18 protein-coding genes are annotated in these 12,430 nt (G+C 38.1%); 11 read left to right on the top strand and 7 right to left on the bottom strand.

Annotated elements, in window-relative coordinates; translation table 11 throughout:
* Positions 1–51: 51 nt before the first annotated feature.
* A complete protein-coding gene (locus H8S90_RS16415) occupies positions 52–780 on the bottom strand; it encodes a GntR family transcriptional regulator (RefSeq protein WP_187338937.1) in 729 nt (242 codons plus the stop codon).
* 65 nt (positions 781–845) lie between these two features.
* Entirely contained in the window at positions 846–2,672 is a 1,827-nt protein-coding gene (locus H8S90_RS16410; RefSeq protein ID WP_187338935.1) for a beta-N-acetylhexosaminidase, read from the bottom strand.
* Between the two features lie 179 nt (positions 2,673–2,851).
* Between H8S90_RS16410 and H8S90_RS16405 the strand changes: the two genes are divergently transcribed.
* Positions 2,852–3,043, top strand: coding sequence for a hypothetical protein (locus H8S90_RS16405; protein WP_187338933.1), 192 nt, complete (start codon positions 2,852–2,854; stop codon positions 3,041–3,043).
* 216 nt (positions 3,044–3,259) lie between these two features.
* Here the strand turns inward: H8S90_RS16405 and H8S90_RS16400 are convergent, their stop codons facing one another.
* Together H8S90_RS16400 and lspA are read right to left on the bottom strand one after the other, a co-directional pair.
* Positions 3,260–3,838: an O-methyltransferase gene (locus H8S90_RS16400; protein ID WP_187338931.1), complete on the bottom strand. Its 579-nt coding sequence runs from the start codon at positions 3,836–3,838 to the stop codon at positions 3,260–3,262.
* A 231-nt stretch (positions 3,839–4,069) separates the two neighbouring features.
* A complete protein-coding gene (lspA, locus tag H8S90_RS16395) occupies positions 4,070–4,567 on the bottom strand; it encodes a signal peptidase II (protein WP_187338930.1) in 498 nt (165 codons plus the stop codon).
* A 58-nt stretch (positions 4,568–4,625) separates the two neighbouring features.
* Between lspA and H8S90_RS16390 the strand changes: the two genes are divergently transcribed.
* Positions 4,626–4,799 carry a hypothetical protein gene (locus H8S90_RS16390; protein WP_187338928.1) on the top strand — a complete coding sequence of 58 codons (174 nt, stop codon included), beginning with the start codon at positions 4,626–4,628 and terminating at the stop codon, positions 4,797–4,799.
* Between the two features lie 176 nt (positions 4,800–4,975).
* Here H8S90_RS16390 and H8S90_RS16385 read toward each other — a convergent pair whose 3' ends face one another.
* Positions 4,976–5,164, bottom strand: a complete 189-nt coding sequence (locus H8S90_RS16385; protein ID WP_187338926.1) for a hypothetical protein — start codon at positions 5,162–5,164, stop codon at positions 4,976–4,978.
* Between the two features lie 356 nt (positions 5,165–5,520).
* Here H8S90_RS16385 and H8S90_RS16380 point away from each other — a divergent pair, with 356 nt between their 5' ends.
* From H8S90_RS16380 to H8S90_RS16365, 4 genes are all read left to right on the top strand, one after another.
* Positions 5,521–5,727, top strand: a complete 207-nt coding sequence (locus H8S90_RS16380) for a hypothetical protein (protein WP_187338925.1) — start codon at positions 5,521–5,523, stop codon at positions 5,725–5,727.
* A gap of 70 nt (positions 5,728–5,797) precedes the next feature.
* Complete coding sequence (locus tag H8S90_RS16375; protein ID WP_222852116.1) at positions 5,798–5,950, top strand: hypothetical protein; 153 nt, start codon at positions 5,798–5,800, stop codon at positions 5,948–5,950.
* A 445-nt stretch (positions 5,951–6,395) separates the two neighbouring features.
* Positions 6,396–7,037: a LuxR C-terminal-related transcriptional regulator gene (locus H8S90_RS16370; RefSeq protein ID WP_187338924.1), complete on the top strand. Its 642-nt coding sequence runs from the start codon at positions 6,396–6,398 to the stop codon at positions 7,035–7,037.
* A 19-nt stretch (positions 7,038–7,056) separates the two neighbouring features.
* Complete coding sequence (locus tag H8S90_RS16365; protein ID WP_187338923.1) at positions 7,057–7,287, top strand: hypothetical protein; 231 nt, start codon at positions 7,057–7,059, stop codon at positions 7,285–7,287.
* 477 nt (positions 7,288–7,764) lie between these two features.
* Here the strand turns inward: H8S90_RS16365 and H8S90_RS16360 are convergent, their stop codons facing one another.
* Positions 7,765–7,974 (bottom strand): hypothetical protein, encoded by a 210-nt coding sequence (locus H8S90_RS16360; protein ID WP_187338922.1) that lies wholly within the window; start codon positions 7,972–7,974, stop codon positions 7,765–7,767.
* Between the two features lie 73 nt (positions 7,975–8,047).
* Positions 8,048–8,224 (bottom strand): DUF6496 domain-containing protein, encoded by a 177-nt coding sequence (locus H8S90_RS16355; protein WP_187338921.1) that lies wholly within the window; start codon positions 8,222–8,224, stop codon positions 8,048–8,050.
* A 157-nt stretch (positions 8,225–8,381) separates the two neighbouring features.
* Between H8S90_RS16355 and H8S90_RS16350 the strand changes: the two genes are divergently transcribed.
* The 5 genes from H8S90_RS16350 to H8S90_RS16330 all read left to right on the top strand — a co-directional run bounded on the left by H8S90_RS16350 (position 8,382) and on the right by H8S90_RS16330 (position 12,380).
* Complete coding sequence (locus H8S90_RS16350; RefSeq protein ID WP_187338920.1) at positions 8,382–9,242, top strand: SDR family oxidoreductase; 861 nt, start codon at positions 8,382–8,384, stop codon at positions 9,240–9,242.
* A gap of 79 nt (positions 9,243–9,321) precedes the next feature.
* Positions 9,322–10,065, top strand: a complete 744-nt coding sequence (locus H8S90_RS16345) for a nucleotidyltransferase (protein ID WP_187338919.1) — start codon at positions 9,322–9,324, stop codon at positions 10,063–10,065.
* 4 nt (positions 10,066–10,069) lie between these two features.
* The gene (locus H8S90_RS16340; RefSeq protein ID WP_187338918.1) at positions 10,070–10,807 is read left to right on the top strand and encodes a metallophosphoesterase; all 738 of its coding nucleotides are present in this window, start codon (positions 10,070–10,072) and stop codon (positions 10,805–10,807) included.
* A gap of 72 nt (positions 10,808–10,879) precedes the next feature.
* A complete protein-coding gene (locus H8S90_RS16335; protein WP_187338917.1) occupies positions 10,880–11,530 on the top strand; it encodes a response regulator transcription factor in 651 nt (216 codons plus the stop codon).
* Between the two features lie 208 nt (positions 11,531–11,738).
* Positions 11,739–12,380, top strand: coding sequence for a response regulator transcription factor (locus tag H8S90_RS16330; RefSeq protein ID WP_187338916.1), 642 nt, complete (start codon positions 11,739–11,741; stop codon positions 12,378–12,380).
* Positions 12,381–12,430 lie beyond the last annotated feature (50 nt).

Genomic DNA, 12,430 nt, shown 5'->3' with positions numbered 1-12,430 from the left:
AGGAATAAGCAAAAAAATAGAAAATTAAATATGTATATACATACAACTATTTTAGCGAGCGCTATCAAAGGTAAGCACAAAACTTTCTGCCTTGTAATAGCCTAAATTATATTCAATGGGATTTTGATCCTGATCATATACCAATCGCCTTCTACATAATACCGGGCTTCCCTCTTCAATATCCAGCTTAACAGCAAGCTCTTTACCCGCAGCCATCGCACTAATCTCTTCTCTTGAAAGCTGTGCCCGCACATTATAATCGTGCTCCATAATATCATAGAGCGGGCGTATAAAGTTTTCTTCACCCGTAAAACCTATAGATGGGTGGAAATAGGAAACAAACAAAACGAAAGGTTGGTGAAGATTTCCTCTAAGCCGTCTAAGCATCAGCACCTTTTCAGTAGGTTTTATTTTAAAAAAATCAGCTACCTGTTCATTCGGAGAAACCCAACTTACCAATAACTCGTAATTTTTAATAGGAATTCCCCGAGCTTTCATTTCCTGTGAAAAACTTAGCCATCTATTGGATTTTGAACTGATTACCTTATCGGCGACTTTCGTTCCAGCGCCCTTTTTACGCACCAGAAGTCCATCATATACCATTTTATTCAGCGCTTGACGAAGCGTAGTCCTTGAAATTCCCAGGGAAGCAGCTAATTCCAGCTCATTAGGAAGATAGGCACCCTCTGCGTAGGGCAACTTCCTGATCATATCCCTAATCAGCTCTTCCGCTTGGATATGTAAGGGTTTTTTATTTTTGGAATCCGAATGAAGTTTCATGTATAAACAAACAAATATATATGTTTATACAATAAAAGCAAACCGCTTATTTATTCTATGTATCATTATTCATACTTCATTTGATATATCGCACTCTTTCTACCCGAGGGTAAAACCTGGAAATACTTAACTGTAATCGGCCCTTCAGTCAAATTCAAAAACACAGGCTCTGTAAACTCATTTTGCTGTAGGCTAGGATCACTCCCGTCCAAGGTATAAAAGACACGCGTCCCTTCAACTACAGGTGTTAAATCTACGGTAACCTGTTGATTATTGTCTGCAGTAACCGTCGAGTCTGCCAAGTTTAAAAATGCCAATGGTTCCGGAATACGAAACACTATGCTTTGCTGGTCTAAATGCGCTAACGGCTTTGATAATTTGTTTATAAAATGATTATAGTCTTTTTTTGTCGACGGCGACCAAGCAATTTCAGCTAGGGCTAAAGCCCTGGGCCACGTCATATAATCTACTTTGTCTTCCGTATGAATATATTCCATCCAAACATTTCCTTGTATACCCTTGATGAACTTTTGTTCATCCAAATGCAGTTTTTCCGTGAAAGGTTCATAACTATAAACTTTTGATAGCGGAAGATCCCCCCCAATATTTACTGGTTCAGCTTCATGATCTTTAGATTGGTAGTAATCAAGATAAAGATAATTATTAGGTGTCATAATTACTTCGTGCCCCTGCTTAGCCGCAGCTATCCCACCTTCTTCACCACGCCAGCTCATTACAGTAGCATTTGGAGCTAAACCGCCCTCCAATATTTCATCCCAACCAATAATATTTCTTCCTTTACTATTAATATATTTTTCCACACGATGAATAAAATAACTCTGCAGCTCTTCTTCATCTTTCAATCCTTCTTCTTTCATCCGCTGCTGACAAGTAACGCACTCTTTCCACCGACTTTTAGGTGCTTCATCACCACCGATATGTATATATGGCGATGGAAAAATAGCTATTAGCTCATCTAGTACGTCGTTTACAAAAGCATAGGTTTCTTCTTTTCCCACGCACAGCACATCTTCTTTAATACCCCATTTAACAGGTACTTCAAAAGGCCCATCGGTACAGCCAAATTCGGGGTAAGCGGCCAACACAGACATCGTATGCCCAGGCATATCAAACTCAGGAATTACGGTAATATTTCTTTCTTTGGCATAAGCTACGATCTCTTTGGCTTCTTCCTGCGTATAATAGCCCTCATGAGGAGTTGGATCAAAGTCCTCCGGTTTATGGCCAGTTTGCGTACCTGCACGTTTTGAACCAATTGCTGTCAAACGCGGATATTTTTTTATTTCAATACGCCAACCAGCATCTTCTGTCAGGTGCCAATGGAAGACATTCAGTTTATACTGAGCCATCAGATCAATAAATTTCTTCAAGTAATCGGTAGAAAAGAAATATCTTCCTACATCTAACATCAGGCCGCGGTAGGCAAAGCGTGGTTCATCATCGATTTTCACATAAGGCAGGTATAAAGATTGATTACGGTCTAAAGGCATCAACTGTTGTAAAGTTTGCAACGCATAAAACAGTCCGGATGTACTTCCCTTGATTTTTGCACCTTCATTATCAATATCGATATGGTAAGCTTCATCCTTCATGCTTTCATCCAGCACAAAATCTATGGTGTTTCCTTTTTCGTTTCCGGTATATCTGCGCAGTTCAAAAGCATAATTACTTTTAAGGAACTTTTGAAATAGCTGCGCAACCTGCTCTTCTTCTGGTTTCTGATACTTGATAAAAACAGTTTGGTCAAGTATCAAATTTCCGTTCATCACTTCCAAAGACATCGGTTCTGGAATTACTGAAACCGTCGATTTATGCTGGGCATAGCCAAGGCAACTCCATACACAACAAAAGAATATTAAAAACAATCGCATAAAATTCAGGTTTTATATATGTGGAGATCAAATATAAGCTTCAAACAAGGCATTAACAAATCCATTGTAAACGCAACCGATTGCCTAATTTTTGATGGCGTAAAATATGCTCATTCACAAGTTTGAATTTCAAATACAATATGCTAAGTTTGATAGGTAAAACATTAATTGAATACGTTATGAACGAAGAATTTTCAAAAGAACAAATTGAAGAATATGCCGATGGGCTATTAAATGATTACAAGGATGAGACAAAAAAAGATGAACCTTTCAGTTTCGATATATCTATTGGGGAAAAAAAATATAAAGTATCTTATGCTAAAGACGAATTAGGGTCATGGAAATTCCAAGATTACGAAGAATTAAAATAATCCCGTTATAAAAAAACCCGGCATTGGGGTAGCCGGGCAAAACTTATGTTTTTTTAATCAACCTAAACCTACCATGCTAACAAATGTCCTAAAAAAATGTTTTCATTTTTTGTGAAATAATGTGAAATATTGAGAAACAAGATCGAATTACATAAAATAGCAAATAGTTACCTTTAATATAAATCGTCATGAAAATCTCAATTTGAAGGAAATTTGTCACTTTTTCACTGCTACAACTATTCCAGTCGCCCAAGTTTGCTTAGTTAATAATAAATCATCCCTACTTTCCAAATATTTAATAAGAGTGGTCGCTTTTTCTGAATGCCCACTCGGCCAATTAGGTTGAGGCAGCATATCATCTATGATATAAAGGCCTCCTTTATTTAATAGCGCCAAAACCTCCTCCAATAGGGTATATTTACCATGCCAGGTATCTGCAAAAATGTAATCAAATTTCTGTCCCTTATTGTTGGTGATCCATTCTCCGCTATCCGTATTTATGAGATTCAGCTGCTCATTCTTACCGAGAAAACGGTGAGCAACTTTTATAAATTGAGCATCATTATCAATAGAGATGAGATAGGAACAACTATCCATACCATCTAAAATCCAAGCAGTTGAAAGCCCTGTTCCTGTTCCCAATTCAAGAAATCTACCTGACGGTTTTGTTCCTGCAAGCGTTCGGAGCAGCGAACATGTCAATATATCAGAAGCCATTGAAAAACCGGACTGCTTGGTTGCTTCTCTTATATCGTTATAAGCCACTGGTAACGGCTGATTTATCTCTTCATTCATATAAATTAACGTATTAAGATTAATAAAAGATTATTTATCGTAACCACGATTTAACCAAAATAATGCTTTTATCAAGCAACACAAAATTTTATATATGAAAACTGGGTTATAACAATATGCCTATGACGTGTTAGAACCCTCAGTATAGGTTTTAAAACATTCACCCCCCCCTGCCATCCGCTCTCCTGCTCTCGCAGGACGATGTACAAAAACGACAATTAGAGGAGGTGTCTACGACTTCGACCCTTTGGCGAGATAAATATGGTAAAACAGTAGAGCTATTCCAATCAAAATAGAAACATCTGCCATATTGAAGATACCTGTTTGAAAAACAATAAAATCAATATGTAAAAAGTCAGTAACCGAGCCGTACAATAGTCTATCAATCAAATTTCCGATCCCACCTCCAAGGACGAAACTTAAACCTATCATAAATACGCCCGGTGTAGACCGCCGTACAAACAGCAGATATAAACCGTAAGCCAGTACCAGCAAAGGTAACAGTGTTAATAGTGCCATTCTCAATATATCCGGCAGTGCTGAGCCTAAACTAAGAAAAGCGCCAGCATTTTCCACCTTTGTCAGTGTAACGTAATTTGGGATGACAGGTATTTGATCATAATAAGCAACATGCTCACGAACAATATTTTTCGATAGCTGATCACAGCTAATATTACATATCACTAACAGTAGGGCCAATGTACTTCTTGAAATACTTTTCACTTTCATACATCCTATCTAAACATTACACAGGTTTAGTTGTAATTATACAAAATAACTTAGTATTATGAAAAAAGTAATCCAAGCAATTGTTTTGTCACTGATAATATGTATTTCCTTCGCTTGTGGGCGATCTGGGTCTGGTACCGAAGCTTTTGACCGGGACACGGCCACCGCAAAAGCGCCACTAATGGACACCACGATAAGACAAGATACTTCTGCTATCGATTCGATCAGGTGATTTTTTTTCGACAAACCATTTGTCGGATAGGCCTTACATCAACATTTATGCAATTATCACTTTGCTGTTTCGCTAATGGCTAATTAAATCGCGAAAACGTATTTGTAACAAGAAATACAACGTATTTATACCTGTCCGGTAAAATACAAGTGGATATTTTTGGCCCTTGTAATCCGTTAAAACATGTTCCAAGGACTGATATGTTCTTCATCGACTACTTTCCATTCCCCACCTTTCTGCGTCATCACAAAAAAATCTTTGCTCGGATAAATAATCCGAAGACCTTGCTCGCCATTGTAATCTTCTGGCACCACCTGTAGTGTAACGTCCATTTCGGTACCTGGTTCTTTCATTGTAATTTCCATAATCTGCCTTTTTTAAATTTATGATGTGTTAGCTATAATATTTACGGGATTGACACGAATTACCTCAGGATATGTTAATAACAAATTCAATATTTCTGCCAATAGTTGAGATTCGTACAGGCGGGCATCTGCATATCCTCAGCGACTAAAGAAGCAGTACCATGCCACGAATTTGGGAATCAATATGAACAACATACTCAGAAAAGAGCGACAACTTATATAGATTTTAGTACATAGTAAAAATCAGTCCAAAAACACACAAATAATCAAAAACTTCTACCAATAATCAATAACCACGCGAAGTAAACTTATTACGCCAAACATTGTTGAATGTAAACAACAATCCATACACCGTTATGAGAAACATAATTTATTCAATCGTGATGTCGAGCGTATTTTTTTCAGGCTGTGGTTGTGATAGCCAATCACCTGATGACGTGGAAGAGCAATTTGACGCCGATACGATCAACGCACCCGCTCCGCCAGATTCTACTTTGTCAGAAAAAATGTATCCCATGCAAACAGATAGTATCGGTAAAGAGACAGATACAGGAGGGCAATAATTTAGGAAGATCGAATATTTGTCGAGTATGGCAAAGGAGTGTGGTTTAAATTTTGTACCAGTTACATCATATGGCACGTATTATTAATAACCTGATAAACATAAATGTTATAGCCAAGAATCATGGAAAGCAAATCAGGGACGATAAAAAGTATGACGCATTGCGAGATGACGGAATGAGCAAAGAAAAAGCCGCCCACCTGACAGCGGTAAAAAAGGTATGACGGCCGACAGAAAGAAAAGATACTTTCAAGTTACCTCCACACGCCATCCCCTTCCCATTCAGTCCCTACTTAGCCCCTATTAGTTCACTAATAGTACGCTTTTAGGGGGGTAAAAGCGGATATTAGGCGGATCACATGGGGATCACGCGGGGATCTCAGGTGAATAGAAGACAAATGATGCCATTTACAATAGTAGATTTACTGAGACAGCAAACGTTAAAGGAGCTATCAAGCAATTAGCGATAAAACAGATAAGCTGAACGAATTCAATATTCTCGCCAAACACCAATGGTGAGTTGGCGGTACAAGGTATAATGGATCCAACAATTTCACACCCCCTTAATCGTAAGTCAAACACTTATACCGGTCAGTTGTTATTTAGTTATTAAAACAACTTAAAGGAGTTAAAGGAATTATAATTGGTTTGTAACTATTATCTCTTAATATGAAATATAAAATAGCGATAGGAGATGAAAATTCCATTCGTCGATATGCATTAGCTGAGCTACTTCTGCAAGAAAAAATTGATATTGGTAAAAACGAGTCTCTTACGGCTATCTCAGCTTACGATTTTTACGGTATAGACGTCTTATTACTGGTAGTTGATCAAAATGTCGACACCGTATTGCATATTATCGAAAATGCTAAATTAACGAACAATCAATTAAAGATTGTTGTGATGGACGACATCAACGGTATTAAGCACGCTTTAAAACTCATAAGTGCCGGCGTAAATGGTTATATCGCCAAAAACTTAGATAAGGATGGGCTACTATTTGCTTTAAATTACGTCTATCAAGGCAATGATTATATTGATGTCGATCTAACCGCAAAACTTTTTCACCGTTTGAGCGAATTCGAGGCACATATCGCATCATTTAATGCAAACGTTACCTTAACCGAAAAAGAAAAGGAGATATTAGATTTAATGGTATACGGTCATGCTAATCGGGATATCGCCTATAGACTTTTTACGACAAAACGAAAAGTAGAAGAAATTCGGGAACAAATGATTAAAAAGACTGGAGCAAAGGACAATTTGGGACTCATCCTTTATAGGCTGCACAAAGAATTTATTCGATGTTAAAGAGGCTAATTTAATTCATATGAACAAAGTATTTAACAGAATTTTTGAAGAAGATGAAATAAGTCGTCTATCAAAGGAAAACCCGGACTTAACCCCTTTGACAGAAAATTTTTTTTCTTCCATAGCGCAACAGGAACATCCTAATACAAAAGTGGTTAACATTACCATAGGCGATCCAATGAAAGTAGTTGTAGTGCTGGAAAAAATGGATAAAGAAGGGTTGTCTTCCGTACGTTTGCGTTCCCCGTAATGATCAGTGGAATCTTCTATTGTTAAAAGTACGCTATTTTGATTCTGTTCAAAATTGGCCAATTTTTGGAAAAAAATCGTCATAAGGTAGCCCATCGCATAGTGCATACTCCATCCCAAAGGCACTAATAACGGGACGTTTTTCTTCGCTAACATCCGTCGTATTAATTCTCCTAGCAATACCGGTTCCTTAAAGTTCCTACCTTTTGACATCGTTACCAAATAACTGAACATAGACTAGGCTGCTATACTTTAACGAAAAATTATACGCCGGAAAGATGATATGGAAATCAAGTAATACGTCGTTTATAAAAAGTGGCTATAATTGCTACGCTAATGCTTACAGCAAAGGCCCGGTAACCGCAAGTGAAACGAACAACCGTTTGGTTTCACGAACAAAATACTCAAGATAAAAGCTAAAGACATTGATTTTCTCAATGAAGTGGATCGGTCGACTGACACTGTCTCCGATCAGTACTCACTTTAAGCGATCATTTTCATTTACATTTTGTTTATCTTCTGTCTTTTTCGGAATGCGGTTCAATTGGTCCTGCTGAGAATCAACACCAGCCTCATAAGACCGATCAACATCAATGCGCTCCCCCCCTTTTTCGGTTTGCTTCGCCTCCCTTTTCTTAAAAGGTTTATCTTTAAGCGGAGATAGGTGCCTTTCTTTTCGTATGGCCATCTTAATTGGGATTTTTGTGATGTGTATAACCTCGTTGCTCTTTACACTCCAATAGCACGGTTAACATCGTAATTTACGACTTTTTCTTTGGAACTTTAGCACCTTCTTTTCTAGCTTCAGACAGGCCTATGGCAACTGCCTGATCTTTCGAAGTTACCTTTTTGCCGCTGCCGGTCTTTAGTTTTCCTGCTTTCATTTCCTTCATAGTCTCCCCCACTTTTTCACTTGCCTTCTTCGAATACTTTGCCATAACAGTTCTATTTTATTTAATATAGGAAGAACAAACACATTAGACGATATGTTTTAAAAGAAAAAACGACGTAGCAGTCCAATAAGAACCCCGTTTTTCTTGCGACATTTTATCTTCTTCGTTTCTGGTAAAGAACAAACGGATAAAAAAGAAACAAATGAAAAAAGACAGTAAAAAACAAATAAGGCCCAAACAATCTCAACAAAAGCAGCCTGGCGAAGAAACTAAAATGCGCCCGCGTCCACAGACAGTCCCGACAGACTCTTCTCGAAAGTTAGCGGGTAAAATTGCTATTATAACTGGTGGAGATAGTGGTATTGGAAAGGCTGTAGCGCTGGCCTTTGCCCAGCAGGGGGCGCATTTGGTGTTAAGTTACCTCAACGAGCATCAGGACGCTGAAACAACTGCTAAAGAAATCAAAAAGACAGGTGCTAAAGTGCTATTGATGGCAGGCGATGTGGGAGATGAAAGCCACTGTAAGAAAATAATCGAAGAAACGATTAAAACTTTTGGAAAACTAGACATTTTAATCAATAACGCCGCTATACATTATCCCAAGGAGCATCTAACAGAAATTACCGGCCGACAGTTAAAGAAAACGTTCGGCGTCAATGTCTTTTCACAATTCTATCTGACGAAAGCAGCACTTCCCCATCTAAAAAGAGGCAGTGCCATTATATGTACTACTTCCGTTACCGCATACAGAGGCAGTCATCACTTAATCGATTATGCGGCAACCAAGGGAGCTATCGTTTCCTTTGTACGATCCTTATCAGCATCATTAGCGGACATGGGTATTCGAGTAAATGGTGTCGCTCCAGGACCTATTTGGACTCCCTTAATCCCTGCGAGCTTTCCGGAAGATCACGTCGCTAAATTCGGCTCTGATGTTCCCTTGGGCCGCGCAGGTGAACCCAGCGAAATTGCACCATGTTATGTATTTCTTGCCTCGAATGATGGTAACTATATGACCGGACAAATCCTTCATCCCAATGGTGGGGAAATCATTAATGGCTGAATGATACTGATGACAATGGTACGGGTCGCCTCAACAAATTCAGTGTTGCACTGTTATAACTAGCTAATAATAAAAAAAGATGATCGAGACACAAGAACAGCGAAATTTGTCGAACGCATTCTTTAAAGAATCGCTCAAGCTGCTCAATAAAGCTAAAATTCAGTATATGTTGGGCGGAGCCTTTGCGATGTTTAATTATACTGGAATTTTTAGAAACACAAAAGATTTAGATATTTTTTGCAAATCCAGTGAGTACCCTCATCTTTTAAAATGTTTTGCTACAGCGGGTTATCGAACAGAACTCACAGATGTACGATGGCTGGCCAAAGTATTCAAAGGAGATTATTTTATCGATATCATTTTCGACACAGTAAATAACATTTGTACTGTTGACGACACTTGGTATACGTATGCACAAGATGGAAAACTAGTAGGTGTTCCCGTTAAATTCATCCCTCCCGAGGAACTCATCTGGTGCAAAATGTATGTGCAAAATAGAGAAAGAAATGACAGTGCGGATATAAACCATATCTTCCTGAGGTATGGTAAACAAATTGACTGGCAAAGACTACTTTCAAGGCTCGACCAGCATTGGCACTTATTACTTGCGCAACTATTAACATTTCAGTTCGTATATCCGGCAGACTACAACGAAGTTATTCCAAAATGGCTATTCGATGAACTGATTCGTCGAGCAAAAGAGCAGTATGAGTTACCTCCCCCTGTCGAGAAGGTTTGCAGAGGTCCTTTAATTGATCAGACCCAATACCAGATAGATATCAAAGAGTGGAATTATAAGACATGCACAATAACTACCATCTAGTACCATGGCAAAGAAAACTAAAATAAATATCGCAGCAATTGCAGATATCCATACTCGAATAGGCGATAAAGGTCGTTGGGCCGACTACTTTTCCCATATATCGAAAAAGGCCGACATTCTACTGATCTGTGGAGATCTTACAGATACGGGCGACGAAGAAGAAGCGCAAGTGTTGGCCGAGGAACTGAAATCGTGCACCATCCCAGTTATAGGAGTACTCGGGAATCACGACTATGAAAAAGGACGGCAAAAACTTATTCGACAAGTACTGCACGAAAACAGCATGACAATATTAGATGGAGAAGCCATTGTGATTGAGGATATCGGTTTTGCCGGAACAAAGGGGTTCGGTGGAGGTTTTGATAAGTATATGTTGTCTATGTTTGGAGAAGATGCCATGAAAAATTACGTACAGGAGGCAGTAGACCAGTCATTACTGCTTGATAGAGCGCTGGCTAGGTTAGAACAAGATAACCCGGGAATTGTAAAAATTGCGCTGTTACATTATGCCCCTATAAAAGAAACTGTAATTGGCGAACCGGAGCAGATCTTTCCTTTTTTGGGATCTTCTAGACTGGCAGACCCTTTGCATAGGAGAAAAGTATATGCCGCATTCCACGGACATGCGCATGCAGGCCAACTAAATGGGGTAACGTCTGGAGGTGTAAGGGTGTTCAATGTAGCGCTTCCAATTTTGAAAAAATCGGGACAAAAATTCCCATTCCAATTATTGGAAGTTTGAAATAACACGAAAATCTTAACACTAATTACATATAGTATTTTATTTTTATGGTGTACTGGTAAATAATAAAACATGATAAATATCATTTTAGTTGATGATCACCACATCGTGCGACAAGGTATTCGAACACTTTTAGAAATAGAGGCTGATATTACGGTGATAGGGGAAACCGACCAACAGGAAGAATTGATAACTTTTATTGAGAAGGGGCAGCCAATAGACGTCATTATCATGGATATCAATATGCCTAAAACAGATGGAATAACGCTTACTAAAAAAATAAAGGAAAGTTATCCTCACGTCCAAATCATTGTCCTGTCTATGATGGATCATGAAAAATATGTGGCACAAGCCATGGAGGCTGGTGCAAATGCTTATTTAATTAAAAATGTTAGTAGGGATGAATTGTTATTTGCCATAAGGCATACCGCGAACGGAGAATACTATATCTGTTCTGAAATAAGTATGAGGTTACTAAAACAAGCAATAAAAGTATCGAAAAAAACACCAAATAGTGAAGCCACTTCATTACAATTAAATGATAGAGAAATGGAGGTGCTGGGTTTGACTGCCGAGGGATTCACTAATCAAGAAATAGCCGAGCAGCTATTTACCAGTAAACGTACGGTTGAAGGATATCGGCAAAGTTTACTGGAAAAAACAAATGTCAGAAATACAGCGGCGTTGATAAGATTTGCCTTTCAAAACGGTCTGCTTAGTTAGCGTAAACTTCCTCCTTTTTTCCGATCACCTGAATCAATTAACGTATTTACCGAGGCTGCAATAGCGTATTTATACGTATATGTATTTTTTCTTAATCTTAAATTTGTTGTTGTCAGGACTTTAGCCGCAAAAATTTAACTGAACGTTGCCTTATTGGTAAAAATGTTAAAGTCAATATGTTTAAACTCCAAAATTGGACAACAACCATATGAAAATTAGACTAGCTATTGCAGATAATAGCCTTATACGTAGAGATGGTATTAAAGCTATTTTGCAACAACATGGCTTTGAAGTAAACTATTCATTTAATTGCACTGAAACGTTAAATGGCCACTTAACGGGGGTAGACATATTGATCTGGGGAGCCGATCCCGAGATACCGATAGATAAAAGGTTTGTGCAGACACTTAAAGATAGTGCTCCGAACTTAAAAATTGCTATACTTGATGAGGATAATGGCATACAACCTGCCATTAAAGCAATCAATTCCGGAGTGAGTGCATACATCACTGAAAATGTACAAAAAGATGAACTACTTTTTGCTATAAAGTACATTTCACAAGGTAAAAAGTACATTGATCCGTCGTTAACCATGAAGTTATTCAATAAATTGAGTGATTTCGAAGATTATATCAGCTCATTGAATACAAACCTTACGTTATCACAGAAAGAAGACGATGTACTAGATCTCATGCTTTCGGGTTATGCCAATAAAGAAATTGCCTTCCGTCTTTTTACTACCAAAAAAAATATTGAGGACTTACGCCAAAACCTGATACATAAAACAGGAGCCAAAGATAATTTGAGTTTAATCCTTTATAAATTACACAAAAAATTTATTCAAAGCTGATAGCAAGTAATATCTTCTTTTTAAATATGGATTTTGTCGGTACCTTTGAT

The organism is Olivibacter sp. SDN3 (assembly GCF_014334135.1).
GTDB lineage: Bacteria > Bacteroidota > Bacteroidia > Sphingobacteriales > Sphingobacteriaceae > Olivibacter.
The sequence above is the reverse complement of the archived record's forward strand: the minus strand, read 5'-3'. Positions and strand labels throughout refer to the sequence as shown.

Coding starts and splice junctions, on each gene's coding strand:
- H8S90_RS16385 (WP_187338926.1), bottom strand. CDS start 5,164: ATGGAAATTACAATGAAAGAACCAGGTACCGAAATGGACGTTACACTA.
- H8S90_RS16400 (WP_187338931.1), bottom strand. CDS start 3,838: ATGAATGAAGAGATAAATCAGCCGTTACCAGTGGCTTATAACGATATA.
- H8S90_RS16360 (WP_187338922.1), bottom strand. CDS start 7,974: ATGGCCATACGAAAAGAAAGGCACCTATCTCCGCTTAAAGATAAACCT.
- H8S90_RS16355 (WP_187338921.1), bottom strand. CDS start 8,224: ATGGCAAAGTATTCGAAGAAGGCAAGTGAAAAAGTGGGGGAGACTATG.
- H8S90_RS16375 (WP_222852116.1), top strand. CDS start 5,798: ATGGCACGTATTATTAATAACCTGATAAACATAAATGTTATAGCCAAG.
- H8S90_RS16345 (WP_187338919.1), top strand. CDS start 9,322: ATGATCGAGACACAAGAACAGCGAAATTTGTCGAACGCATTCTTTAAA.
- H8S90_RS16390 (WP_187338928.1), top strand. CDS start 4,626: ATGAAAAAAGTAATCCAAGCAATTGTTTTGTCACTGATAATATGTATT.
- H8S90_RS16365 (WP_187338923.1), top strand. CDS start 7,057: ATGAACAAAGTATTTAACAGAATTTTTGAAGAAGATGAAATAAGTCGT.
- H8S90_RS16335 (WP_187338917.1), top strand. CDS start 10,880: ATGATAAATATCATTTTAGTTGATGATCACCACATCGTGCGACAAGGT.
- H8S90_RS16380 (WP_187338925.1), top strand. CDS start 5,521: ATGAGAAACATAATTTATTCAATCGTGATGTCGAGCGTATTTTTTTCA.
- lspA (WP_187338930.1), bottom strand. CDS start 4,567: ATGAAAGTGAAAAGTATTTCAAGAAGTACATTGGCCCTACTGTTAGTG.
- H8S90_RS16340 (WP_187338918.1), top strand. CDS start 10,070: ATGGCAAAGAAAACTAAAATAAATATCGCAGCAATTGCAGATATCCAT.
- H8S90_RS16370 (WP_187338924.1), top strand. CDS start 6,396: ATGAAATATAAAATAGCGATAGGAGATGAAAATTCCATTCGTCGATAT.
- H8S90_RS16330 (WP_187338916.1), top strand. CDS start 11,739: ATGAAAATTAGACTAGCTATTGCAGATAATAGCCTTATACGTAGAGAT.
- H8S90_RS16410 (WP_187338935.1), bottom strand. CDS start 2,672: ATGCGATTGTTTTTAATATTCTTTTGTTGTGTATGGAGTTGCCTTGGC.
- H8S90_RS16350 (WP_187338920.1), top strand. CDS start 8,382: ATGAAAAAAGACAGTAAAAAACAAATAAGGCCCAAACAATCTCAACAA.
- H8S90_RS16415 (WP_187338937.1), bottom strand. CDS start 780: ATGAAACTTCATTCGGATTCCAAAAATAAAAAACCCTTACATATCCAA.
- H8S90_RS16405 (WP_187338933.1), top strand. CDS start 2,852: ATGAACGAAGAATTTTCAAAAGAACAAATTGAAGAATATGCCGATGGG.